Raw genomic sequence first — 22,789 nt, forward strand, 5'->3', positions numbered from 1 at the left:
GCAGAGCCTCAGTTCCGGTCCAGGCCCTCCTGCTCGTCACGCAACCGACGTGCCCTCAGCACCAGTTCCAGTTCGAAGCGGCGATCGGGCTCGTCCATCTCGTCGCCCAGCAGTTCGCGGATCTGCCGCAGCCGATACCGCACGGTCTGCGCGTGCACCCCGATCCGGGCCGCGATCTCCGGTGCGCCGCCGCGCGTCTCCAGCCACGCGAGCAGCGTCTCGGCCAGTCGCCGGGCGTGCGTGGGCGAGCAGTTGTCCAGCGGTGCCAGGCAGCGCCGGGCCAGATCCTCGATCAGCTCCTCCGGCGGCAGCAGCACCAATGCCTCGGTGTGCTCGGTACAGCGGATCACCCGCCCGTCCGGCAGGTGCCCGCGCTCCATCAGGCGCAGTGCGGTGCAGGCCCAGTGCAGCGACTTGGCCGCGTCGGCGAGCGGGACGGACGGGCCGATCGCGCCGGTCCAGCCGGTCATCGCCCGGCGCAGCAGTTCGGGCCGGCCGGCCGCGTCCGGGTCGGGCACGATCATCCGGGGTCGTTCGCACTCCATGTCCAGGAGTACGTCCCGGCCCACCGCCGGGGCAACCGCGTCCGGTGCGGGACGCAACAGCACGCCCACGGCCACCTGTTCGGGTAGTGGCCAGCCGATCCGGGCGGCGTGCTCGGCCAGTGCGCTCGCGGGTTCGGTGCCGTATTCGGTGAGCATCATCTTGATCAATCGCTTCTGCGCCCACAGGCGTTCGCCGACCTGCCGGGCGGCGGCCTCGGCGTAGCCGTGCACGGACTGGGCGACCAGGCCGTCCAGGTATTCGAATCCGGCCTCGGCGAGTTCGTACATCGCGGGCGGCGGGATCTCCACCTGCTGGCCGATCTCGGCCAGTCGCCGCCACGCGAGTCGTACGCCGAGCCGGTAGACGGCCTGGAGCGAATCCAGGCTTCGGCCCTGGAGCACCTCGACGCGGCCGAACAGCTCGAACAGCTCCAGGCGTTCGTGCTGCCGGTCGTCGGTGTCCAGCAGGTGCTCGACGAAGTCGACCAGGGCGCGCCGGATGGCGACCAGCGCCATCGGCTCGCCGGACTCGTCGGGCACGAGCGGCAGTCCCGGGTACTCGACCCGGATGTCGCGCAGGATGTCCTGCGCCAGGTCGGGGATCTCGGCCATGGCCAGATCGGCGAACCGACACAGTCGCGGCCGAGGCACGTCCCGCCAGGCGGTGCGCACCGTCATGTCGCCTTTCCCTCGCGGCCGGCGCTCGACACCGTCGCCGGGGCCGTGCGCCCGTGACCGGACCCGTTTGCCTGCCGGCGGCGCCGGCATCAGGGCTGCGCGTTCGGCGCCGTCGGGTCGGTGCGGAAGGACACGAGTGGGACGTTGGGTTGGTCGGGCGTGGCGTTCAACGCGGCGACGATGCCGAGCGCGGCGGCCACGGCGAGGGCGGCGGCAACGATCGCGGTCAAGCCGGCGGCGAGCAGTCTGCGCATGCTTCGACGAGCCTCTCGATCGGAGGGCACCCCGCCCGTTCCCATGCACCGGCTCTATATCAGCACAGTGTGCGAGGTGTATTGACACTCCGTCAAGGGTGCGCCTACGGTTCCCGGCCTGAGACAGACGTGCACGTCCCCGAGGCCCTTTGCCGTCAGGAGTGCCGGATGCGCCGCGCCATTTCCTCCCGTTCCTCGATCCTCTCCCTGGCTCTGCTCGGAGCCGGGGTCTTCCTGCTCGTGCTGGCCGCGATGCTGGCCTGGTACGTCGAGCCGCACGCCAAACGCACCCCCGTCGACATCGACGACACCGTCGTGTTCGCCGGTACCGGAAGCTATTTCGACACCGGCTCGCTGCGGCCGGTGCACGGCGAGACGCTCACCGTGACCCGCCGCGTGGTGGGCGATGTCGCGGCTGCCGAGCGCAGCGGTCGGGCGGTGTGGGACGTGTCGACGACGATCGACACTCCGGCCACGCTGGCCGCGCACGACCCGCGTCGGTCCTTCCAGTGGACGCTGGCCCGCTGGGTGACCGACCGGCGTACCAACGCGCCCGTGCACTGCTGCGGGGAGACGCCCGCGATCCAGGGCGAGGCGTTCCTGAAGTTCCCGTTCGACCTGGAGAAGCGCCGATACCGCTGGTGGGACGAGACATTGGGGGCGGCGGTACCGCTGGACTACCGCGGCACGGTGAAGGTCCGCGGGCACCGCGGCTATCGCTTCACCGGCGTCGTCCAGGACACCCGGGTCGGCGGCCGGCAGGTGCCGGGCACCCTGGTCGGCCTGCCCGCGCAGCCGCAGGTGCTCGCCGAGGAGTGGTACGCCAACGCCGGCGTCGACCTGGTCGTCGACCCGCGCACCGGCCGGGTGATCGACGCCAAAATCGCCCCGCGCAAGACCCTGCGCGCACCCGGGGCGAACTCCGCCTCGGTGGTGCTGCTGGACAGCGACAACATCCGGTTCACCGAGGAGACCCGGCGCCGGCAGGTGGACTCGGCCGAGGAGGACGGCGCCAAACTGGAACTGGTCGGCGAGACCGCCCCACTGGCCGCGAGCGCGCTCGGGGCCCTGCTCACGGCGCTGGGAGTGCTGCTCCTGGTCCGCGGAGCCGGCACCCGTCCCCGCCCCGAACCCGACGCCGAGCCGGGGCACGAGCCGGGTGCCGATCCACACCGGCGCGCCCGTTTCCGTTGGTTGCCGCACCGCCGTACCGGGCCGATCCGGCGGCGCGACTCGGGCAGACCGGCACCGAACTGACAATTCTCCGGTCGTGCGGAACGTCAAAGTTGTCACCTGGGTGAGTAGCTTCGGCGCACTTGGTGGCGAAAACTACGAACTCACCCCGCACATCCCGCACTTCCCGTGCACCCTTCCGCGTTCGTTCCAGGCCCGCTACGAGTTGGAGCTCACATGCCCCAGCACGTGCCTTCCGCGCTGCGTCCGGTGACCGGCCCGGCACCGTTGCATTCCTCACCGCGCGGTTCCGCGTCCGACCGGACCCCTCACCCTCGCCGCATCGTCTTCCTGGCCCGCCGCGACCTGGCGAACCCGGCCGCGGGCGGCTCCGAACTGCTGGTCGATCGATTGGCGGACGGTCTCACCGCCCGGGGTCACCAGGTGACCCTGGTCTGCGGCGGACCGGCCGCCGACCGCGACTACCGCGTGGTCTCGGCCGGCGGCGACGCCGACCACTACCTGCGCGCGCACCGCGCCCTCGACCGTCGGGTCGGCGGTTGCGACCTGCTGGTCGAGGTCTGCAACGGCATGCCGTACCTGGCTCCGCTGTGGCACCGGGGCCCCACCCTGTGCCTGGTCAACCACGTCCATACCGACCTGTGGGGCATGCGGTTTCCGAGCCCCGCCGCGCGGCTGGGCCGACGGCTGGAGCGTTGGGGGCTGGCCGGCGCGCATCGGGACAATCTGATCGTCGCGGTGTCCGGCTCGACCGCCGCCGCGCTGCGGGCGATCGGCGTGCCGCCGGATCGCATCCGGGTCGTGCACAACGGCGTCGAGGAACCCGCCCCCAGGGTTCCCAAGTCGCCCGAGCCGTTGTTCGTGGCGGTGGGGCGCCTGGTCGAGTACAAGCGCATCGACCTGCTCCTGCGCCTGTGGGATCGGGTCCGGCCGGTCACCGGTGGCCGGCTGGTCATCGTCGGCGACGGGCCGGAAGGCGATCGGCTGCGCGCCTCGGCCGGGCCGGGCGTACATTTCGCCGGCCGGGTGTCCGAGACCGAGAAGCACCGACTGCTGTGCGCGGCCTGGCTGTTGCTGCATCCCTCGCTGGTCGAGGGCTGGGGTCTGGTGGTCACCGAGGCCGCGGCCCGGCACACGCCGGCCATCGGTTTCGACATCCCGGGCCTGCGCGACTCGATCGACGACGGGGTCACCGGCGTGCTGGCCCGCGGCGAGAGCTCGTTCGCCGCCGCGTGGTGCGCGCTGGCGCTCAGCCCCGAGCGCCGCGCGGCGATGAGTGCCGCCGCCGGACTGCGCGCCGCCCGGTTTCGCTGGGCCCGCACGGTCCACCGGTTCCGGGCCGTGGCCGCCGAGGCCGCGCCCGCCCCGGTCCCCGGACGCGGCACTGGGTGGTGACCGCGTGAAGGACCCGTCCCTGCGCCGGTCGATCGCGCTTTTTCGCGCCTTTCGGCAGGAGCCGCAGGACCCGGACCGGTGCTACGGACTGCTCGCCCGCGACGCCGCCGATCAGGTCGAACGGCACATGCGGCTCCGCGGTCGGGTGGTGGTCGACGTGGGCGGCGGCAGCGGGCACTTCACCCGCGAGTTCCGCCGACGCGGCGCCAACGCGTACCTGTTCGAACCCGACCCCGCGGAGCTGGCCGCGCGGGGCACCCCGCCCGTGGGTGCCGTGGTCGCCGACGGGTACCTGCTGCCGCTGGCGGACGGGGTCGCCGACGTGTGCTTCTCGTCCAATGTGCTGGAGCACGTGGCGGATCCGCAGACCTTCCTGAGCGAACTGGTCCGGGTCACCCGCCCGGGCGGGTTGATCTACGTCTCCTTCACCAACTGGTACTCCCCGTGGGGCGGTCACGAGTGGGCGCCCTGGCACTATCTGGGCGCCGAACGCGCCCGTACCCGGTACGCGCGGCGCACCGGGCGGGCCGCCAAGCACACCCTGGGCGAGAACCTGTTCGCCGTGCACATCGGGCCCACCCTGCGCCACGTCCGGGCCCGTCCGGACGTGGTGGTGGCGTCGGCCCGCTCGCGCTACTGGCCGTTTCTGCCCGGCGCGGTCACCCGCGTTCCCGGGTTGCGCGAGGTCATCACCTGGAACCTGCTCCTCATTCTTCGGCGGTGCCCGTGACGGCGCCATCGCCCGACGCGTTCCTCGATCCCGCCGCCGGCGTCCCGGCCCCCGGGCATCGCGCGCGCTCCGCAGGAGGCACTCGTGACTGAGACGACCCTGTCCCTCCCCCCGGCCCGGCCCGGCCGGCCGCCCGCCGAGCCGGCGCCGGCCGAACCACCGGCCGACCGGTCGCGCCGGCGGATCCGGCTGCCGGCCTTCTGGGCAGTCGTCTTCGTCGCGTTCCTGGCCGTGTCGCCGGGAAAGATGACCTTCGAGACCAAGCTGGGCGTGGTCACCGATCCGTGGGGTTTCATCGGCGACCTGGGCAACCTGTGGCACGACCGGGCCGGCTTCGGCGGCATCGCCGACCAGTACATCGGCTACGCGTTCCCGATCCTGCCGTTCTACGCTCTCGCCGACCTGATCCACCTGCCGATCTGGCTCGCCGAGCGGTTGTGGCTCTCGCTGATCGTCACGGCCGCGTTCTGGGGCGCGCTGCGGCTGGCCGAGCGGCTGCGCGTGGGCACCGCGCGCAGCCGACTGCTGGGCGCGGTGGCGTACGCGCTGTGGCCGACCTTCACCATCGTGATCGGTTCCACCTCGGCCGCGGTGTTGCCCGGCGCCCTGCTGCCGTGGGTGCTGCTGCCGCTGACCTCGCCACACCTGAACCCGCGTACGGCCGCGGCCCGTTCGGCACTGCTGATCCCGTTCATGGGCGGGGTCAACGCCGCCTCCACGCTGGCCGCGCTGCTGCCGGTGGGGCTGTATCTGCTCACCCGCCCGGCCGGGCCGCGCAAGTGGGCACTGATCGGCTGGTGGATTCCCGGGGTGCTGCTGGCCACCGCGTGGTGGGTGATCCCGCTGCTGTTGCTCGGCGTGTACGGCGAGAACTTCATGCCGTACATCGAGCAGGCCGAGACCACCACGAGCACGATGTCCGCGACCGAACTGCTGCGCGGCGCGGGCGACTGGGTCGCCTATCTCAACTTCGGTGAACCGTGGTTGCCGGCCGGCTGGACCGTGGCCACCGCCGTGGTCACCGTGCTCTGCTCGGCGTTCGCCGCCGCGCTCGGCCTGGCCGGGCTGGCCCGTCGCGACCTTCCCGAGCGCCGCTGGCTGATCCTGACCGTGCTGATCGTGGCGCTGATCGCCCTTGCCGGCTACGGCGGTTCGTTCGGCGCGCCGTTCCACGGCACGGCCCGCGACTGGCTCGACGGGTGGCTGCGTCCGTTCCGCAACATCTACAAGTTCGAACCCGGACTGGCCCTGGCGCTGGTGCTCGGGCTGACCCATCTGGTGGGCACGGTGAGCGCGAACGAACCGGCGCTGCCCCGACCCGCCCGCCGGTTCGCGCCCGCGCTCGCCGCGCTGCTGATCCTGCCCGGCCTGGCCTGGCCGTACCTCAACGGCACGGTGCTGCAATCGGGTGCCTTCACCAAGCTGCCCGACCACTGGCGGCACACCGCCGACTGGCTGGACAAACACTCCCCGGACAGCCGGGCACTGGTGGTCCCCGCGACCGCCCACGGGCTGTACACCTGGGGTTCGCCGATCGACCAGCCACTCGATCCGTTGGCCGATTCGCCCTGGGCGCAGCGGGACTTCGTCCCGTTCGGCACGCCCGGCGCGCGGCGGATGACGGACGCGGTGGAACAGGCCCTGCTCACCGGCGGCCAAGTGCCCGGGCTGGCGGACTTCCTGTCCCGGGCCGGCCTGTACGCGGTGGTGGTCCGCAACGACCTGGACCCGGACCAGATCGGCTACGTGCCGCCGGTCACCGTCAAGCGCACCCTGGAGGCCTCCGGCTACCACCGGGTCACCGGTTTCGGGCCGTTGATCACCGGCGGTCGAATCCCCGAGGGCACGCCGGTCCAGGTGCAGGGGCTGTTCACCCGCCTGCAGGCCGTCGAGATCTACGAGCCCGCCCCGGGCACGCCTCGGCCCGGACGGGTCGGCGGTCGGGCGGTCGCCGACACCGCGCTGCTCAGCGGCGGCCCGGAGGCGCTGCTGCAACTGTCCGCCGATCCCGGTCTACGCGACCGACCCACCGTGCTCACCGGCGACGCCCACCCCGGCATCGACCGGCCCGGCACGCAGTTCGTCGCGGACGGACTGCGCCGCGCGGACACCCGCTTCGGCCTGGTCAACTCCAACACGTCCTACCCGTACACCGCCGGCGAGCGGAACCCGCCGGACAGCACGCAGAACCCCGGATCCGCGCCGAAGCAGATCCTGCCCGTCGACGGGGCCGCCCACCAGAGCACCGCCGTGCTGCGCGGGGCCGCGTCGGTGACCGCGTCCAGCAGCGGCAACTGGCTCTTCCATCTGCCGCAGTACGACCCGGTGAACGCCTTCGACGGCGACCCGGCGACCGCGTGGGCCGAGGGCAGCCCCGGCACCCCGGCCGGCCAGTGGCTCGAGGTCGCCTTCACCGCGCCCACCGAGATCCCCGCGTCGCTCTCGCTCACCCCACTGCCCGGCGACGGCATGCGTGCCGCGCCGACCCGGGTGCGGATCGCAACCGATCGCGGCTCCCAGGAGAGCCTGTTGCGCCCCGAGGGCACGCCGCAGCAGGTCAAGGCGCCGCAGGGAGCGGCGAAGTGGCTCAGGGTCACCATCCTGGACGTGCGGACCGCGCGCTCCGGGCTGTCCGGCGCGGGCTTCACCGAGGTCGCCATCCCCGGTGTACAGGTGTCTCGGCTACTGCGTCTGCCCACCGACGCCGACCGCTCCGACGCGGAGACCGGGGTCTACTCGATGCACCGGGACAACGACCCGGGTGGGCTCTCGCCGGTGGCGGCCGAGGACGGGCTGCACCGCCGCTTCGAGACTCCCAAAGGCGGTGACTTCGCGTTCGACATGCGCGCCGTCGCGGTGCCCGGCCCGGAGTTGGACCGACTGGTGGTGGGCGCCGCGCCGGACCAGGCCAAGCGCATCACCGCCACCGCCGAGTCCACCGGCCACACCGGCCGCTCGCTCAGCGCGCGCAATCTCGTGGACGGCGACCTGACCACCGCGTGGATCGCCGGCGACCGACCCGTGGTCCACCTGAACTGGCCCGATCGCACGAGTATCGACGAGATCGTGCTGGGGGCGGCCGGCGGGTTGTCCACCCGGCCGGAGGAGATCCGGATCGACTCGCCCAACGGTTCGGTGACCGTCGCCGTGGACGAGAACGGGCTGGCCCGGTTCGGGCCGATCGACACCGACCGGATCACCGTCACGATCACCCGCGGCGCGCCGCTGACCGTGCACAACCCGCTCGCCGACAAGCGCTTGCAACTGCCGGTGGGGTTGAGCGAGATCCACATCCCGGCGTTGGCCCGGCTGCGCACGCCCCCGCCGGACCCGAGGGTGGCGTTCTCGCTGCCGTGCGGGCAGGGACCGCCGTTGGCGGTGGACGGCGTCATGCACGCCACCAGTGCCTCGGGCACGGTGCGCGACCTGCTCGAACGCCGGTCCGTGGCGGTGCGGTTGTGCGCCGCCGAGTCGCCGGGCGGCGTACTGCCCCTGGGCGCGGGGATGCACACGGTCGAGGCCGGCAACCAGGGGCCGGTGCAGATCACCGACGTGACCGCGATCCGAGGGCAACTGCGGCCCCCGGCACCGCAGTCCGCGCGATCGGCCACCGCCGCGGACTGGAACGGCGACCACCGCTCGGTGCGGATGGGCGCGGGCGAGGCCACCTACCTCCAGATGTACGAGAACCGCAACTCCGGTTGGAAGGCCACGCTGCACGGCAAGGAACTGCGCCCGGTCCGGATCGACGGCTGGCAGCAGGGTTGGCTGGTGCCCGCCGGTGCGGCCGGCACCGTCGAGCTCGAATACGAGCCGGGTGGGATATACCGGGGCGGACTGATCGGCGGCGCGGTGGCCCTGGCCGCGCTGATCGCGCTCGCCTTCGTCCGGCGCCGGAACCGGGACTCGGCCGGGAGCGACGCACCGCCCGCCGCACCGCCGCCGCCCGGCCCGATCCTGGGCGTGCTCGCGCCGACCGTGGTGGTCGCGATCGTGGCGGGGCCGATCGCGCTGGTGGTGCTCGCACTCGCGGTGCTCGCGCACCTGCGGCACCGGCTGCTCACACCGATCGCGCTGGTGGCGATGGCCGGTGCCGGGATCGCGGCGGCGATCGGGGCGGGCGAGCCGATCGCCGGCGGCGAGGGCTCCTTCGGGCCTGCCGCGCAACTGCTCGCGCTGATCGCGCTGTGCGCGGCACTGGTGACGGTGGGCGGGCCCGATCCCGGCGGCCCACGCGTGGCGACTTCCGGTCCCAGGCACGGGCGTTCGCCGTCCGCGCCGCCGCCTGCGTATCCGCCTGCGGGCACATCGTCCGGCCCGCCGCCCGAAGCCGCGGCCCCGCCCGTGTCGATGACCAAACCGGCGCCGACGGACCGGGATCCGGCCACCGAACCCTCGATGGTCAACGACCGGGCCCCGGAGGCCGACACCGCGCCGCTGCCGACGGTGCGGCCGGACGGCGGGAAGCCCGCGCCGACCGATCCGGAACCCCCGTCGGACGGCAGGACGAAGGAGATCGAACACCCATGACCGCAGTGCGCCCGGCTCGGCGCGAACACCCGGTCGAGCCGGCCCTCGCCCGGATCCCGTTCCCACACGTCGACGAGATGTCCCGACAGGGTCAGCGGCCCGGTGAGCCGATCGCGGTGCACATGGAGATCCGGCTGCCCGGGCAGCCGGATCCGGCCCGGCTGCGCGCCGCGTTCGGCGCCGCACTGCGCCGGCACTCGCGAATCCTGGTCCGCGAGGCGCCCGGTCGGTGGTATCGGCGGCGCTACGAGTGGGAACTCACCGGCGCCCCCGACGTCGAACCGGTCGGCTTCCCGCCGCCCGGTCCGGACGCCTTGGCCCGGGCCCGGGCATTCGCCCTGGCCGAGGCGCCACCGCTGACCCTGTCGCCGCCGGTGCGGCTGGACGTGATCCGCTCGTCGGCGACCTCCGGCGGATGCGTCCTGCTGTGCCGCATCCACCACACCGCCCTCGACGGGCCCTCGTTCCTGCGCGTGCTGGCCACCGCGGCGGAGTTGTACGGCGGGGCCGGCACCGGGCCCACCTCGGACCGGGCCGCACCGGCCGGCACCGAGGACCCGGAACAGGCCATCCTCGACCCGGGCCCCGCCCTGGCCCGTTCGGCCCGGGTCGCGCCGGCCCCCGCGCGCGGGGCCGAGCACCGCGCCGGCAACGGCCTGGTGCTCGGCGAACTGCCGCTCCCCCCGCGCCCACCCGGCGCCGCGTACACCGTCAACGACCAACTCCTGGTGGTCACCTGCCTGATGATCGCCCACTGGAACCGGCTGCACGGCGCGCCGACCCGGCCGATCCGGATCACCATGCCGGTCGACGACCGCCCGCGTGGTGTCGAGATGCCCATCGGCAACGGCACCCGACTGGTCGACGTCGCGTTCGGCGCCCGGGAGTACGGGCAGGAACCGGACCCGGAGGCGATCCTTGCCCTGCTCCGGCGCACGGCCCGCCGGACCAAGGCGCTCAGGGCCGCTCCCCGGCCCCCGCTCGGCCGCGGCGCGGCGCTGCTGACCGCCCCGCTCCTGCCGGTCGACCTGCGGGCCTCGATCACCCGCGGTCTGGGCCGCGCCCTCGGGCCCTGGACCTCGACGACCCTGCTCAGCAACCTCGGCCGGATCCCCTATCCGCTGGACTTCGGCGACGCGGGCCGGGCGAACGCGGTCTGGGTCTCGGCGCCCACCCGGATGCCCCGGGGACTGACGGTGACCACCACCGGCACCCTCGGCCGCCTGCATGTGGGGTTGCGCTGGTCGCGCGCGCTGCTGACGGACGCGGCCGGCCGGGAGCTGTACGGCCTCTTCGAGGGCTACCTGTCCGCCGTCTCGGCGGCCGCGCAATCCTCGGCCGTCGTCGCCGACCCGATCGCGCACGAGGGGGGTTCGCGATGAGCGACACCTCCCCCGCCGGTCTGCGCGCGTTCTACGAGAACCCGGCGGTACCGGTCGCCTCCGGCCCCGAGCGCAGTCGGCGCCAGGCCAGGATGCTTGCCCGGGCGTTGGGCCCGGGGCCGGCGGTGGTGGTCGACATCGGGTGCGGCGACGGCTCGGCGGCCTCGTTCGCCGGTCCCATGCCGGCCGGACACACCCTGGTGGGCATCGACTGGTCGCAGGACGCGCTGCGCCGGGCGAGCAAGCACATGCCCCACCTGGTGCGCGGCGAACTCACGGACGGCGGACTGCCGTTGGCCGACGCCGGCGTGGACGCCGCGGTGTTCGCCGAGGTGCTGGAGCACCTGGTGGATCCGGACGCGGCGCTGGACGAACTGCGGCGGGTGCTCAAGCCGCGCGGCCACCTCATGCTCTCCACGCCGAACCTGGCCGCGTGGTACAACCGCGTGCTGCTCCTCGCGGGCGTGCAGCCGATCTTCTCCGAGGTCAGTCTGCGCGGCATCCACGGCCGACCGGGCTCGCAGGTGGTCGGCCACCTGCGGCTGTACACCGCGCGCGCCCTGCGCGAGCTCCTCACCGCGTCCGGCTTCGAGGTGGTGCGCATCGCCGGGGCGCCGTTCCACGGCGTGCCCCGGGTGCTCAGGCCGCTGGATCGGGTCGCGTGCGCGGCCCCCTCGCTCGCCTCGATCCTGCTCGCGCACGCCCGGCGGGCCTAGCCGTGTGGTGGGGAGTGGCCGCGGCGCTGCTGGCCAACGTGCTCTACAGCACCGGATTCGTGCTGGAGAAACGGGCGTTGGGCAACCTTCCGGCATTGACCGCCGGTCGGCCGCTGCGACTGATCCGGTCGCTCCTGGGCAGCCCGACGTGGCTTGCCGGCTCGCTCGCGCTGGCGGCCGGGTTCGGTGCCCAACTCGCGGTCTACCGCGCGCTGCCCATCGCCGCGGCGCAGGGTCTGTTCGTCGCGGGCCTGGTGCTGCTGCTCCTGCTGTCCTCGGTGATCCTGGGCGAACGGCCCACCGTACGCGAACGGATGGGCGTGCTCGCCGTGCTCGCCGCGCTGGCTATGGTCGTCGCCTCGTTGCGCGACGCGGACCCGGTCGGCGACCACGCCCCGACCGGCCGGCTCCTGGCGGTCTGTCTGCCGGCGCTCGCGGCCGGGCTGTGGCTGTATCTGGCCGCCGGTCGTCGGGCCCGGGACCCGACCCGCCCGCCGGCCACCGGCGTCGAGTACGGCGTCGCGATGGGCCTGCTGTACGGGGTGAGTTCGCTGGCCGTCAAGGGCGTCTCCGGTCGCCTCACCGGGCGCGGCGTCGGCGACACGGTGCTCGCCCTGCTCCGAACGCCCTACCCCTATCTGCTCGTCGGCACCGGCGCGGCCGGACTGGTTTTGTCCCAGGCCGCGTTGCAACGCTGTCGGGCGTCGCTGATCGTGCCGGTGTGCACCACGGTGTCCGCGCTGTTCACCGCCGTGCTCGGCAGCCTCGCCTTCGGCGAGTCGCTGCCGCACGACCGGCTGCGGCTGATCCTGCGCCTGGTCGGCGGCACGCTCGCCGTCGCCGTCCTGATCGTCCTGCCCCGGCACGACGAGCCCCCGGCCGCGCCGGCCGAAGTCCCCGCCCTGGTTGAGGAGTCGCCCGATGGAACCTGACGATCCGCTACTGCGAATCCTGGCCTGCCCGCTCGACAAGGGACCCCTGACCCTGCTGCTCCCGGAGGACGCCTTGTACAACCCGCGACTGCGCCGCCGCTACCCGATCGTCGACGGCATCCCCCAGCTTCTCCCCTCCTCCGGCGTCCGCGTCTGCGACGACGAGCACGCCCGGATCAGCCTGCGGATCGACCGATGACGCTCGCCGCCCGGCTCGCGCCCCGGGTGTCGCCGAGGTTGGTCCGCACCGCGGTGGATGTGCTGTACCCGCGCTTCGAACCCGAGTTGCGGCGGATCGCCGACTTCGTGCCGCGCGGCGGCACGGCGGTGGACGTGGGCGGCTGGTACGGGCCGTGGTCGCGGCGCCTGGCGCGGCGCGCGGAGTCGGTGGTGACGGTGGAGCCGGTGCCGCGTCTGGCCAGGCTGTTGGACGCCGGTACGCCCGCCAACGTGCGGGTGGTGGCCGCCGCCGCGGGCGACCGGGGCACCGGCACCGTCGCGCTGTGGCTTCCCCCGGGGGATCAGGGTGATCGCGGCGTCTCGTCGCTGGTCCGCAGGGACATCCACGATCGCGCACTGGACGTTCCGTGCGTGCGGCTGGACGATCTCGGGTTGACCGGGGTCACCTTCGTCAAGATCGACGTGGACGGCAGTGAGCCGGCCGTGTTGCACGGCGCCCTGGAGACCGTGCGGCGCGATCGCCCGGCGCTGTTCATCGAGGTGGAGGCGCGCATCCAGTCGCCGCAGCCGGTGCTCGATCTCCTGGCGGAACTGGACTACCGGGGCTGGGTGTTGCCGGGCACCAGTTGGCTTCCGCTGGCCGACTTCGACCTCGCCGGTCACCAGGCGGAGACCGCGCATGTCGCCGAACGCGGCTTGTTGCGACGCACGTTGGCGCCGTTCAGTCGACGCTATGTCAACTCGGTGCTGTTCCTGCCGGCGGCACGTCGCCCGGGCCCGGCCGGACGCGGGTCGCCCGGCTGAACCCCCGCGCGGCTCCCCAGGCGGGTTCGTCGGTCGGGGGCGGCGGGCATGACGCCCCCGACCGGCGGGCTCACAACAGGCCGCGGTCGTGCGCGTAGATCGCCGCGTGGGTGCGGTCACGCAGGCCCAGGCGGGCCAGGATCCGCGAGATGTGGTTCTTGACCGTGCCTTCGCTGAGGAACAGGCGGGCGGCGATCTCGCGATTGGTCGATCCGGTGGCGATCAGTCGCAGTACCTGTCTTTCCCGCTCGGTCAGCACGTCGGCATCCGGACCCGGCGTCGGCCCCGGTTCGCGATCGCTGTTCGACGCCTGCCCGTCGGGGCGCCCCGGCTCGTCGAGGCGCCCCGGCCCGTCGGCACGCGCCGGGTCCGGGCGGATCGGGCCGGCGGCCAGGCGCCGGATGATCGAGGCGTCCAGTTGGGCAACGCCGGCGCGGGCCAGCCGTACTGCGGCGGCCAGTTGCGCCGAGGGCAGGTTCTTGAGCAGGTAGCCGACCGCGCCCGCGCGCAGCGCGTCGGCCACGTACTCGTCGTCGTCGAACGTGGTCAGCATGACCACCCGGCACAGCGGCGCGCGTTCGCTCAGCAGCGCGACCGCGGTGACGCCGTCCATCACCGGCATCCGGACGTCCATCAGGATCACGTCCGGATGCTCGGCGCACGCGGTGTCCACCGCCTGACGACCGTCCGAGACCGCGCCGATCACCGTGATGCCGGGCTGGATGCCCAGCAGCGAGGCGATACCCTCGCGCACCAGTTCCTGGTCGTCGACCACCAACACCCGGACCGCTTCCTCCTCCTGGCCGCTCATCGCGTCGACGCCCCGGCGCGCACCGGAGCGCGCGGCACGGTCACGGTGACCACCGTGCCCCGCCCGGGTGCGGCGTCGACCTCGACCCGGCCGCCGAGCAGGTCGACCCGTTCGCGCATCGCCCGCAGGCCGAAGCCGTCCCGGGTACCCGGCACCCGGTCGCCAAGGTCGTCGCCGGGCGCGAAGCCGCGTCCGTCGCCGGGTGCGAAGCCGCGTCCGTCGTCGGCCACCACCAGCCGTGCCTCGCGTTCGCCGTACCGGGCGGACACCGCGACGTGTGCGGCGCCGGCGTGCCGATGCGCGTTGGTCAGTCCCTCCTGCGCGGCGCGGTAGAGCGCGGTGAGCGATTCGACGTGGTAGCCGCGCTCCTCGCCGGTCACGTCCAGGGTCACCCTGGCCGGCCCGCCGTCGACGTGCCGGACCAGGTCCGCGAGCGCCGCCGACAGTGAGAACGGCTCGCCCTCGTCCCGCAACGCCCGTACCGACACCCGGACTTCCTCGAGCGCTCGGCCTGCCGACCAGCGCGCGTCGGTGATCGCCCGCTCGGCGACCCTGGCGTCCAGGTCGCGGAACGCCGACGCCTTCTCCAACTGAATGGCGATCGCGGTGAGATGGTGGCCCAGTCCGTCGTGGAACTCGCGGGCCAGCCGATTGCGTTCCTGAGCCACCGACAACCGCTCGACCCGCGCCGCGTAGTCGGCCAACCGCGCGTGCGAATCCCGCAGTTCGCCCAACGTGTCCTCCAGTCGCACCCGACCCGCCTGCTCGCCCACCGCGATCGCCGCCATGGCGACGGCCAGCACCAGGCCCAGGCCGGACATCAGCAGGTCGGTGACGATGTCGGTGCGCAGATACCACTCGGGCACCCGCAGCAGGGTGCCGAGCAGGATCATTCCCACGCACACCGCGCTCAGCGCCACACCGACCCGCCGGCCGAAGGCGAAGTAGGCGGTGATCGGCACCAGGACGAACAGCGCCCGGGAGACCCCGGAGCGGTCGAGGCCGGCCGCCACCGCGAACAACGCGAGTCGGCCGATCAGCAACCACACGGCCGGCTGCGGCGGGGTGCGGACCGGGTGGCGGTGTACCTCCCACCGATCCAGGGCGATCAGGAGCAGCAGACACCCCACGAACCCGGCCGAGCGCAGCGGTCGGATCGGGCCGGCCTCGATCACCGCGCCGTACAGTCCGCCGATCAGCACGACGGCGTACACCGTGGGCGGCACCCAGGGCATGGGCCGGGACAACCCGGTGGGCGGGGCCGGCGGTGACGACGCGGTCATCTGGGTACCCCTGTTCGATCCCGGGTGCGGTGCGCCGAACGATACCCGCGGCCGGCTCGCCCGGGACCGACGCGGCGCGGGTCGTGCCGAACCTTGGCCGAAGGTCATGTGCCGTTCGGCCGGCCCCCGCGTACCCCCTGCCGGGGTTGTGCGCGTCGTGGCCACTCGGCATCTGTGGCCCGGTGCCCGGCCCTTCCTAATCTCGCATTGCCGACTCCGGCTCCCCACCCCCTCCCCCCCACGAAGGGCAGTTCCTTGCTGAAGACCACCCGCCCACTCGCCGTCGCCGCCGCGCTGCTGATGGCCGCGACGCTGGGCTCGACGGCGGCGAGCGCGGTGCCCGAGTCCGATTCGATCGCCGCGTCGCCGTGCAGGGTGCGCGTACCCGGCGCGGAGCGTGTGATCGGCGCATGCCTGGCCGATCTGACCACGGCCGGCACCGTCGCCTCCGGACACACCGACCCGAACGACTGGGCCGGCCTGGAGGCGCCCGGCACGGTCAACCCGTCGGGCATTGAGGGCGTCCAGCTCGACGGCTATTTCCCGGACACCTCCACCACCAACACCAACCACGGTTGGAACCACGACAGCCAGTTCGTGATCCGGCTGCCGAAGAAGTGGAACGGCGGCCTGGTCGTCGCCGGCCCGCCCGGCCTGCGCGAGCAGTACGCCAACGATCGGTTGATCTCCGACCACGTGCTCGCGCAGGGCTTCGCCTACGCGGCCACCGACAAGGGCAACACCGGCGAGCTGATCTACCGGGACGGCCGACGCCCCGGCGACGCGATCGCGGAGTGGCACCGGCGGGTGGCGCAGTTGACCGTGGCCGCCAAGCGGGTCGCCGCGCGCCACTACGGTCGGCGGCCCGCGACGACCTACATGGCGGGCGCGTCCGCAGGCGGCTATCTGGTGCGCTGGCAGTTGGAGAACAACCCGGGCCTGTTCACCGGCGGCGTCGAATTGCACGGCGTGTTGTTCACGCCCGACTCGCCGAACATCCTGGACACCGCACCGGCCGCGCTGCGCGCCTACCCGAAGTTCCGCGACAACGTGCCGGGCGGCCTGGAGGAGATGCACGCGGCCGGCTACCCGGTCGGCTCCGAGAAGATCTGGGAATTCCACTACCGGAACCTGTGGGACTCGCTCCAGCGCACCATGCGCGAGGAGGTCGATCCCGGCTACGACGGCCCGAAGGAGGCCGGCACGCCGTTCTGCCCGCCGAACACGATCACGGGGTGCGACACCGACTACGTGTACGCCGATCGCCCCGCCGCCGTGCACGAGGCGATCGAGAAGGTGTCGCTGACCGGACGGATCAAGCGTCCGCTGATCAGTCTCCAGGGCACGCTCGACGCGTTGTTGCCGATCACCAGGAGTGGTGACGTGTACGCGCGGATGGTCGACGACGCCGGGCGCGGCGGGATGCACCGCTACTACCGGGTCACCAACGGCACCCACGCGGACGGCCTGTACCGGGCCATGCCGACGGTGGTGCAGTCGATGTCCCCGTGCTTCGCCACGGCCTTCGACACGCTGGCCGCATGGACCCGGAACGGCACCCCGGCACCGGCGAGCCGCACCGTCCCGGCGGCGCCGGAGCAGGCGGACCGAATCAACGACTGCGGGTTGTGACCCCAGCCGGCACGCCGCCACCCGCGACCCGCCTTCGGCGCGGTCGCGGGTGGCGGTGCCGCGCTCAGTGCGCCGTCGCCACCGGCGCCCCGGGAGCCCGCTTGTCGATCGAGACTCCACCGGCGGCGACCGCCGGCTCCTCGACCGGCGCGGTCGCGGTGATCGCGTCGACCAGGTCACGGGAGGCGAGCGGCTCGACCGGTTCGCCCGCCAGCACCTTGCGCGCCCGGTCCCGGTCCAGCACACCCTCCCACGAGGCCACCACCAGCGAGGCCACGCTGTTCCCGCACACGTTGGTCAGCGCCCGGCACTCGCTCATGAACTTGTCGATGCCGAACACCAGCATGATCCCGGCCACCGGCACGTGTCCCACCGTGGACAACGTCGCGGCCAGCACGATGAAGCCCGATCCGGTCACCCCGGCCGCACCCTTGGAGGTCAGCAACAGCACCGCCACCAGGCTCAGTTGTTGCCCCATGGACAGCGGGGTGTCGGTGGCCTGCGCGACGTAGAGCGCGGCCAGCGTCAGGTAGATGCAGGTCCCGTCGAGGTTGAACGAGTACCCGCTGGGCACGGTCAGACCGGCCACCTGCCGGGGCACGCCCAGGTTCTCCATCTTGGTGATCACCCGGGGTAACACGGTCTCGCTGGAAGAGGTGCCCAGCACGATCAGCAGTTCGTCCTTCATGTACCGCAGCAGGTGCAGGATGTTCAGCCGGATGGCCGCCATCACCAGGCCGAGTACCACCAGGACGAAGAACAGGCTCGTCCCGTAGAAGATCGCCACCAGCTTGCCCAGGCTGGTCAGCGTGTCGAGCCCGTACTTGCCGACGGTGAACGCCATCGCGCCGAACGCGCCGACCGGCGCCGCGTACATCACGATCCGCAGCACCGCGAACAGCACCCGGCCGGTGCGCTCCACGCCGATCGCGATGCCCTGCGCCGGGCGCCCGACCAGCTTGATCGCGATGCCGAACAGGACCGCGAAGAACAACACCTTGAGCACGTCGCCGTCGGCGAAGGCGCCGACCACACTGCTGGGCACCAAGTCGGTGAGGAAGTGCCACCAGGACTGCGCCTCACCCTTGTCGATGTAGCCCTGGGCGGCCTCGGAGACCTTCATCGAGCCGACGTCGGCGTGCACCCCGTCGCCGGGACGCAGCACGTTCATCACCACCAGGCCCAGGATCAGCGCGATGGTGGTCAGCGCCTCGAAGTAGACCAGCGACTTCCAGCCGATCCGGCCCGCGCCGCGCAGGCTGTCCACGCCCGCGATGCCGGTCACCACGGTGACGAAGATGATCGGCGTGATGATCATCTTGATCGCGTTGACGAACGTGTCGCCCAGCGGGCGAAGCTGCTCACCGGTGTGCGGCCAGGCGGCGCCGACCACGACACCGGCGACGATGCCGACCAGGACCCATACGTACAGCAGCGTGTACCAGGGGCGGCGCGCCGGCGCCTCGTCGGGCGGTGGGCCGGACGCGCCGGCGGCCTGGTCGGTGGTGGTGACCTGGGACATGAGGGGCCTCCCGGGGAGGATGTCGGGTCGAGCGGACGGGAACGCTGCGACACCGGGGCCTGGCCCGGTCGGGCGGGCGGCGCAAACATCGGCGAAACAGCGCGTTACGCGACGTAGATTGGCGTGGCACCGGTGTCCGTCGTCGATTACGCGCATTACGCGCACGATTGGATTCCCGCCGAATCGCCGGAAACCGGGTGAAATGCCGCCAGTGGCTCTCTTGCGGCACGGCCCGGGCGTCCGGTGATAATTCGCGCATGGCCAACCAGAGCATCGCTCGGCAGGTGCTGCTGTGGCAGCTCGCCCTCGTCCTGCTGCTCGTCGCGGCCGGCTCCGGTGTCGCGGTGCACGCCGTGCGCCGGTCCGGCGCGGAAACCGCCCGGGAGCGCGCGCTCGACGTGGCGCGCACGCTCGCCCGTGCGCCCGGCCTCGCCGAGGCCGCGACCGCCGGCGACCCGACCGCCCGGCTCCAGCCGATGGCCGAGGAGATCCGCAAGGAGAACGGCGTCGACTTCGTGGTGGTGATGAGCGTCGCCGGCATCCGCTACACCCACCCCGACCCGGCCAGAATCGGGCAGACCTTCCTCGGCCACATCGACGCCGCGGCCCACGGGCGGACCTCGACGGAGACCTACACCGGCTCGCTGGGCCCCTCCGTACGCGCCGTCGTCCCGGTCGCCGGCGCCGACGGTCGCCCCGTCGCGCTCGTCTCGGTCGGCGTCACCAATCGCCGCGTCGACGCGCTGGTCGGCGAGGACGTCCCACTGGTGCTCACGGTCGCCGCCGGCGCGCTGGTCGTGGCCTGCGCGGCGAGCGTGGCGGTGCACCACCGGCTGCGCCGGCAGACCCTGGGCCTGGGACCGGTCGAGCTGCGGCGCGTGTACGAACACCACGACGCGGTTCTGCACGCCGTGCGCGAGGGCCTGATCGTGGTGGACGCCGACGGCCGACTGGTGCTGGCCAACGACGAGGCCGTGCGGCTGCTCGCGCTGCCCACCGCACCCGAGGGGCGGCCCGTGCAGACCCTGGGCCTGGACGACACGCTGGCCGAAACACTCGCCGCCGGCCGCACCGTCACCGACGAGATCCACCTGTGCGGCACCCGCGCGCTCGCCGTCAACATCAGCCCCACCGGCCGGGACGGTCGGATGGTGGCCACCTTCCGCGACCACACCGAACTGCGGGCGCTGGTCGGCGAACTCGACCAGGTCAAGGGCTTCGCCGAGGCACTGCGCGCGTCCGCGCACGAGGCGGGCAACCGGCTGCACACCATCGTTGCGCTGGTCGAACTCGGCCGCGGCGAGGAGGCGATCCGGTTCGCCACCGGCGAACTGGCCGCCGCCCAGGACCTGGCCGACGAACTCACCGCCGCCGTGCACGAACCCGCCCTGGCCGCACTGCTGTTCGGCAAGCACGCGCAGGCCGCCGAACGCGGCGTGCAGTTGACCGTGACCGGCGGTCCGGCCGGCGCGGACGAGGCGGACCCCCTGGACGCGCTCGCCGCCCGATTCGAACCGCGGGACCTGGTCACCGTGTTGGGCAACCTGGTCGACAACGCGATCGACGCCGCGGTGTCCGCGCCGCCGCCGCGCACCGTACAGGTCACCATCGGCACGGATCCGGACGCGGCGGGCGCCCTGCTGTTGCGCGTCGCGGACAGCGGTCCCGGGATCGACGAACCGCTCACCTCGCGCGTGTTCGAGCGTGGTTGGAGCACCAAGGAGGGCTACGGATCCCAGGGCCGCGGCCTGGGCCTGGCCCTGGTCCGTGCCACGGTGGCCCGGCACGACGGCACCGTGGACGTCGACCGCGGCGACACCGGCGGCGCGGTGTTCACCGTCCGGCTGCCCGCACTGCCCGCCCAACGCCCGGGGGAGGAAGCGTGATCCGCACCCTGATCGTCGAGGACGACCCGGTCCTGGCCGAGGCGCACGCGGTCTTCACCGGCCGCGTCCCGGGTTTCACCGTGGTCGGCGTCACCGGCAGCGGCGCCGAGGCACTGCGCCTGCTGTCCACCCGGCCGGTCGACCTGATCCTGCTCGACCTCTACCTCCCGGACCTGCACGGCCTGGACCTGTGCCGGAGCATGCGCGCCCAGGGTCACGACGCCGATGTCATCGCCGTCACCTCGGCCCGGGACCTGCGGCTGGTGCGCTCGGCGGTGTCACTGGGCGTGGTGCAATACCTGCTCAAGCCGTTCTCGTTCGCCGCGTTCCGCGAACGCCTGGACGGCTACGCGGAATACCGCCGCCGGATCGGCGAGCCGAGCGCCGCGCCGACCGCCACCGGACAGCAGGAGGTCGATCAGGCGTTCGCCGCGCTGCGCCGGACCTTCGACGCGCCGCCGCTGCCCAAGGGCCTGGCCGCCGCGACGTTCGAGGCGATCGTCGCGCACCTGGGCACCGGCGCGGTGACCTCTGCCGCCGACATCGCCGACGCCCTCGGCATCTCCCGCCCGACCGCGCGCCGTTATCTGGACCACCTCTCCGCCCGCCGCCTGGTCTCCCGCGAACCGCGCTACGGCGGCGCCGGGCGCCCCGAGTACGTCTACCGCTGGCACACCCCACAACCGACAACCTCCGAACCACCGACACCGGGCTAGACCCGCCGAGAATTCCCCGGCCGACGCGGTCGACGCGGTCGACAGCTGTCGAACGGCGCCGCTCGCGGGTAGTGCGGTCACCCGTCGGTCAGGACTTGGCGGCGTCCGAGAGGCGGACGAACGTGTAGCCCTGCTACAGGAGTTCGGGTATGGCCAGGCGGATCCCGGCGGCGGTGCCGCCGCGCGGGGGGTTCATGTGGCCGATCACGACCGAGCCCGGGCATATGCCCCGCATCGCCTTGCGCACCTGTTCCGGGGTGAAGGTGGCGCCGCCGTCCGCGTTGACCTGGAAGCCCGCGAAGCGTTCGCCGACGTCGGTGACGATGCGCGCAGCGACATCGTCACAGTAGGCCCTCCCGGAGCGGAAGAACCGCGTGGGCCGGCCCAGCAGTTCGGTGGGCTTGGTGCGATTGCCGCAGATCTCGTCGTAGACCTCGCCCGCGTCCTTGGTGCCGGGAATCCCGTAGGCGGAGCGCCCGGACACCGACAACGGCAGGTGGCGGGTGCCGTGGTTGGCGATCTCGATGAGCGGATCGGCGGCCAACTGCCCGAGCGTGGAGAGGTTTTCGTCGACCCATCGGGAGTTTACGAACAGGGTCGCCGGTATCGAGCGTTCCCGCAGGAAGTCGACCAGTGCCTTGTCGTACTCGCTGCCCCCCTTTGCCGCCGCACGCGTCGAGGTGAGCGCGGCCACCTTCGCGGTGCCCGGCAACCGGGACAACGATCCCGGCACCTCCAGGCCCCACCCGGCGGGCGGATGCCGGCCGTACCGGGCGATGATCTCCGCCCGGGTGGAACCGACGGGTGGCGGGCCGGCGGTGCGGCTCGGGTCCGGATCCGCGGGCACGGGTCGAGCCGCCGCCGGGACCGGCGGTGCCGTCGTCGTCGGCGACGCGGACTTGCCCGACTCCGAACACCCCCACCAACAACCCGCCCAAGGCAGCCGCCAACACCGCACGTCGGCCCACGTCCATCGTGCCGTCCTCCGCATCCGCACGACGCCGGCCGTCGTATGAAGAACACCCTGGAAGATCATCGCCCCGGCCCGAACGACCGCGTGGCGGGGCGACGGTGTCCGCGCGGCGGGTTAGGGTCCGGGCATGGCAGCACACATCGATCTGACCCTGGATTGCACGAACGCACCGCTCCTGGCGGCCTTCTGGAAGACCGCTCTGGGCTACATCGACGAACCGCCGCCGGCGCCGTTCGAGACCCGCGAGGAATGGTTCGCGCAGTTCGATCTGCCGGAGGACGAGTCGGTGGACGACGCCGCGTGGTTGTGCGACCCGGACGGTGTGGGACCACGGTTGTCGATCCTCAAAGTCCCCGAACCCAAGACCGCGAAGAACCGCCTGCACCTCGACATCCGGGTACCCGGACACGGTTCCCCGCAGGAGCGCTGGGAACGGATCCGGATCGAGTCCGCGCGGTTGGTGGCGGCGGGCGGCAGCGTCCTGTACGAGGACACCGACCACCACATCGTGATGGCCGATCCCGAGGGCAACGAATTCTGCGTCGCCGCCGGCCCGGCGACAACCTGACCGACACCCCACCCGGCCCCGACGCGGCCCCGCCCCGACACCGACGCGGCGGTCGGGG

19 protein-coding genes are annotated in these 22,789 nt (G+C 72.9%); 13 read left to right on the forward strand and 6 right to left on the reverse strand.

Translation table 11 applies throughout. From position 1 onward, the window contains the following. Positions 1 to 8: 8 nt before the first annotated feature. Positions 9 to 1,223 carry a helix-turn-helix domain-containing protein gene (locus ACIBSV_RS34850; protein WP_395870253.1) on the reverse strand — a complete coding sequence of 405 codons (1,215 nt, stop codon included), beginning with the start codon at positions 1,221 to 1,223 and terminating at the stop codon, positions 9 to 11. 89 nt (positions 1,224 to 1,312) lie between these two features. After that, positions 1,313 to 1,477: a hypothetical protein gene (locus ACIBSV_RS34855; protein ID WP_395870255.1), complete on the reverse strand. Its 165-nt coding sequence runs from the start codon at positions 1,475 to 1,477 to the stop codon at positions 1,313 to 1,315. A 168-nt stretch (positions 1,478 to 1,645) separates the two neighbouring features. Here ACIBSV_RS34855 and ACIBSV_RS34860 point away from each other — a divergent pair, with 168 nt between their 5' ends. From ACIBSV_RS34860 to ACIBSV_RS34900, 9 genes are all read left to right on the forward strand, one after another. Continuing rightward, a complete protein-coding gene (locus ACIBSV_RS34860; RefSeq protein WP_395870257.1) occupies positions 1,646 to 2,734 on the forward strand; it encodes a DUF3068 domain-containing protein in 1,089 nt (362 codons plus the stop codon). Between the two features lie 153 nt (positions 2,735 to 2,887). After that, positions 2,888 to 4,066: a glycosyltransferase family 4 protein gene (locus tag ACIBSV_RS34865; protein ID WP_395870259.1), complete on the forward strand. Its 1,179-nt coding sequence runs from the start codon at positions 2,888 to 2,890 to the stop codon at positions 4,064 to 4,066. 4 nt (positions 4,067 to 4,070) lie between these two features. Then, positions 4,071 to 4,796, forward strand: a complete 726-nt coding sequence (locus ACIBSV_RS34870) for a class I SAM-dependent methyltransferase (RefSeq protein ID WP_395870261.1) — start codon at positions 4,071 to 4,073, stop codon at positions 4,794 to 4,796. Positions 4,797 to 4,880: 84 nt separating this feature from the next. Then, the gene (locus tag ACIBSV_RS34875) at positions 4,881 to 9,326 is read left to right on the forward strand and encodes an alpha-(1->3)-arabinofuranosyltransferase family protein (RefSeq protein WP_395870263.1); all 4,446 of its coding nucleotides are present in this window, start codon (positions 4,881 to 4,883) and stop codon (positions 9,324 to 9,326) included. Then, a complete protein-coding gene (locus tag ACIBSV_RS34880; protein ID WP_395870265.1) occupies positions 9,323 to 10,708 on the forward strand; it encodes a condensation protein in 1,386 nt (461 codons plus the stop codon). Before ACIBSV_RS34875 ends, ACIBSV_RS34880 begins: the two co-directional genes overlap by 4 nt. After that, positions 10,705 to 11,424 (forward strand): class I SAM-dependent methyltransferase, encoded by a 720-nt coding sequence (locus ACIBSV_RS34885; protein ID WP_395870267.1) that lies wholly within the window; start codon positions 10,705 to 10,707, stop codon positions 11,422 to 11,424. Before ACIBSV_RS34880 ends, ACIBSV_RS34885 begins: the two co-directional genes overlap by 4 nt. 2 nt (positions 11,425 to 11,426) lie before the next feature. Continuing rightward, entirely contained in the window at positions 11,427 to 12,356 is a 930-nt protein-coding gene (locus tag ACIBSV_RS34890) for a hypothetical protein (protein WP_395870269.1), read from the forward strand. Then, positions 12,346 to 12,555 (forward strand): Trm112 family protein, encoded by a 210-nt coding sequence (locus ACIBSV_RS34895; protein ID WP_395870271.1) that lies wholly within the window; start codon positions 12,346 to 12,348, stop codon positions 12,553 to 12,555. Before ACIBSV_RS34890 ends, ACIBSV_RS34895 begins: the two co-directional genes overlap by 11 nt. After that, entirely contained in the window at positions 12,552 to 13,340 is a 789-nt protein-coding gene (locus ACIBSV_RS34900; RefSeq protein ID WP_395870273.1) for an FkbM family methyltransferase, read from the forward strand. The genes ACIBSV_RS34895 and ACIBSV_RS34900 overlap by 4 nt, the downstream gene beginning before the upstream one ends. Positions 13,341 to 13,410: 70 nt before the next feature. Here ACIBSV_RS34900 and ACIBSV_RS34905 read toward each other — a convergent pair whose 3' ends face one another. After that, positions 13,411 to 14,151, reverse strand: a complete 741-nt coding sequence (locus ACIBSV_RS34905; RefSeq protein WP_395870274.1) for a response regulator — start codon at positions 14,149 to 14,151, stop codon at positions 13,411 to 13,413. Beyond that, on the reverse strand, positions 14,148 to 15,434 hold the full coding sequence (locus tag ACIBSV_RS34910; protein WP_395870276.1) for a sensor histidine kinase: 1,287 nt from the start codon (positions 15,432 to 15,434) through the stop codon (positions 14,148 to 14,150). Before ACIBSV_RS34910 ends, ACIBSV_RS34905 begins: the two co-directional genes overlap by 4 nt. A gap of 255 nt (positions 15,435 to 15,689) precedes the next feature. Between ACIBSV_RS34910 and ACIBSV_RS34915 the strand changes: the two genes are divergently transcribed. Beyond that, the gene (locus ACIBSV_RS34915; protein ID WP_395870278.1) at positions 15,690 to 17,066 is read left to right on the forward strand and encodes a tannase/feruloyl esterase family alpha/beta hydrolase; all 1,377 of its coding nucleotides are present in this window, start codon (positions 15,690 to 15,692) and stop codon (positions 17,064 to 17,066) included. Between the two features lie 64 nt (positions 17,067 to 17,130). Here ACIBSV_RS34915 and dctA read toward each other — a convergent pair whose 3' ends face one another. Next, positions 17,131 to 18,588: a C4-dicarboxylate transporter DctA gene (dctA, locus tag ACIBSV_RS34920; protein ID WP_395870280.1), complete on the reverse strand. Its 1,458-nt coding sequence runs from the start codon at positions 18,586 to 18,588 to the stop codon at positions 17,131 to 17,133. 257 nt (positions 18,589 to 18,845) lie between these two features. Here dctA and ACIBSV_RS34925 point away from each other — a divergent pair, with 257 nt between their 5' ends. Together ACIBSV_RS34925 and ACIBSV_RS34930 are read left to right on the forward strand one after the other, a co-directional pair. Continuing rightward, a complete protein-coding gene (locus ACIBSV_RS34925) occupies positions 18,846 to 20,474 on the forward strand; it encodes an ATP-binding protein (RefSeq protein WP_395870282.1) in 1,629 nt (542 codons plus the stop codon). Continuing rightward, positions 20,471 to 21,190 (forward strand): response regulator, encoded by a 720-nt coding sequence (locus ACIBSV_RS34930; RefSeq protein WP_395870284.1) that lies wholly within the window; start codon positions 20,471 to 20,473, stop codon positions 21,188 to 21,190. Before ACIBSV_RS34925 ends, ACIBSV_RS34930 begins: the two co-directional genes overlap by 4 nt. Before the next feature lie 133 nt (positions 21,191 to 21,323). On the opposite strand, the gene ACIBSV_RS34935 is transcribed toward ACIBSV_RS34930, so the two are convergent. Beyond that, on the reverse strand, positions 21,324 to 22,037 hold the full coding sequence (locus ACIBSV_RS34935; RefSeq protein ID WP_395870286.1) for a polysaccharide deacetylase family protein: 714 nt from the start codon (positions 22,035 to 22,037) through the stop codon (positions 21,324 to 21,326). Between the two features lie 253 nt (positions 22,038 to 22,290). On the opposite strand from ACIBSV_RS34935, the gene ACIBSV_RS34940 reads away from it, so the two are divergent. Then, a complete protein-coding gene (locus ACIBSV_RS34940) occupies positions 22,291 to 22,731 on the forward strand; it encodes a VOC family protein (protein ID WP_395870288.1) in 441 nt (146 codons plus the stop codon). Positions 22,732 to 22,789: the final 58 nt, after the last annotated feature.

This window comes from Embleya sp. NPDC050154 (assembly GCF_044460165.1).
Classification (GTDB): Bacteria; Actinomycetota; Actinomycetes; order Streptomycetales; family Streptomycetaceae; genus Embleya.

Coding starts and splice junctions, on each gene's coding strand:
- ACIBSV_RS34855 (WP_395870255.1), bottom strand. CDS start 1,477: ATGCGCAGACTGCTCGCCGCCGGCTTGACCGCGATCGTTGCCGCCGCC.
- ACIBSV_RS34885 (WP_395870267.1), top strand. CDS start 10,705: ATGAGCGACACCTCCCCCGCCGGTCTGCGCGCGTTCTACGAGAACCCG.
- ACIBSV_RS34880 (WP_395870265.1), top strand. CDS start 9,323: ATGACCGCAGTGCGCCCGGCTCGGCGCGAACACCCGGTCGAGCCGGCC.
- ACIBSV_RS34850 (WP_395870253.1), bottom strand. CDS start 1,223: ATGACGGTGCGCACCGCCTGGCGGGACGTGCCTCGGCCGCGACTGTGT.
- ACIBSV_RS34900 (WP_395870273.1), top strand. CDS start 12,552: ATGACGCTCGCCGCCCGGCTCGCGCCCCGGGTGTCGCCGAGGTTGGTC.
- ACIBSV_RS34925 (WP_395870282.1), top strand. CDS start 18,846: ATGGCCAACCAGAGCATCGCTCGGCAGGTGCTGCTGTGGCAGCTCGCC.
- dctA (WP_395870280.1), bottom strand. CDS start 18,588: ATGTCCCAGGTCACCACCACCGACCAGGCCGCCGGCGCGTCCGGCCCA.
- ACIBSV_RS34865 (WP_395870259.1), top strand. CDS start 2,888: ATGCCCCAGCACGTGCCTTCCGCGCTGCGTCCGGTGACCGGCCCGGCA.
- ACIBSV_RS34910 (WP_395870276.1), bottom strand. CDS start 15,434: ATGACCGCGTCGTCACCGCCGGCCCCGCCCACCGGGTTGTCCCGGCCC.
- ACIBSV_RS34895 (WP_395870271.1), top strand. CDS start 12,346: ATGGAACCTGACGATCCGCTACTGCGAATCCTGGCCTGCCCGCTCGAC.
- ACIBSV_RS34860 (WP_395870257.1), top strand. CDS start 1,646: ATGCGCCGCGCCATTTCCTCCCGTTCCTCGATCCTCTCCCTGGCTCTG.
- ACIBSV_RS34940 (WP_395870288.1), top strand. CDS start 22,291: ATGGCAGCACACATCGATCTGACCCTGGATTGCACGAACGCACCGCTC.
- ACIBSV_RS34905 (WP_395870274.1), bottom strand. CDS start 14,151: ATGAGCGGCCAGGAGGAGGAAGCGGTCCGGGTGTTGGTGGTCGACGAC.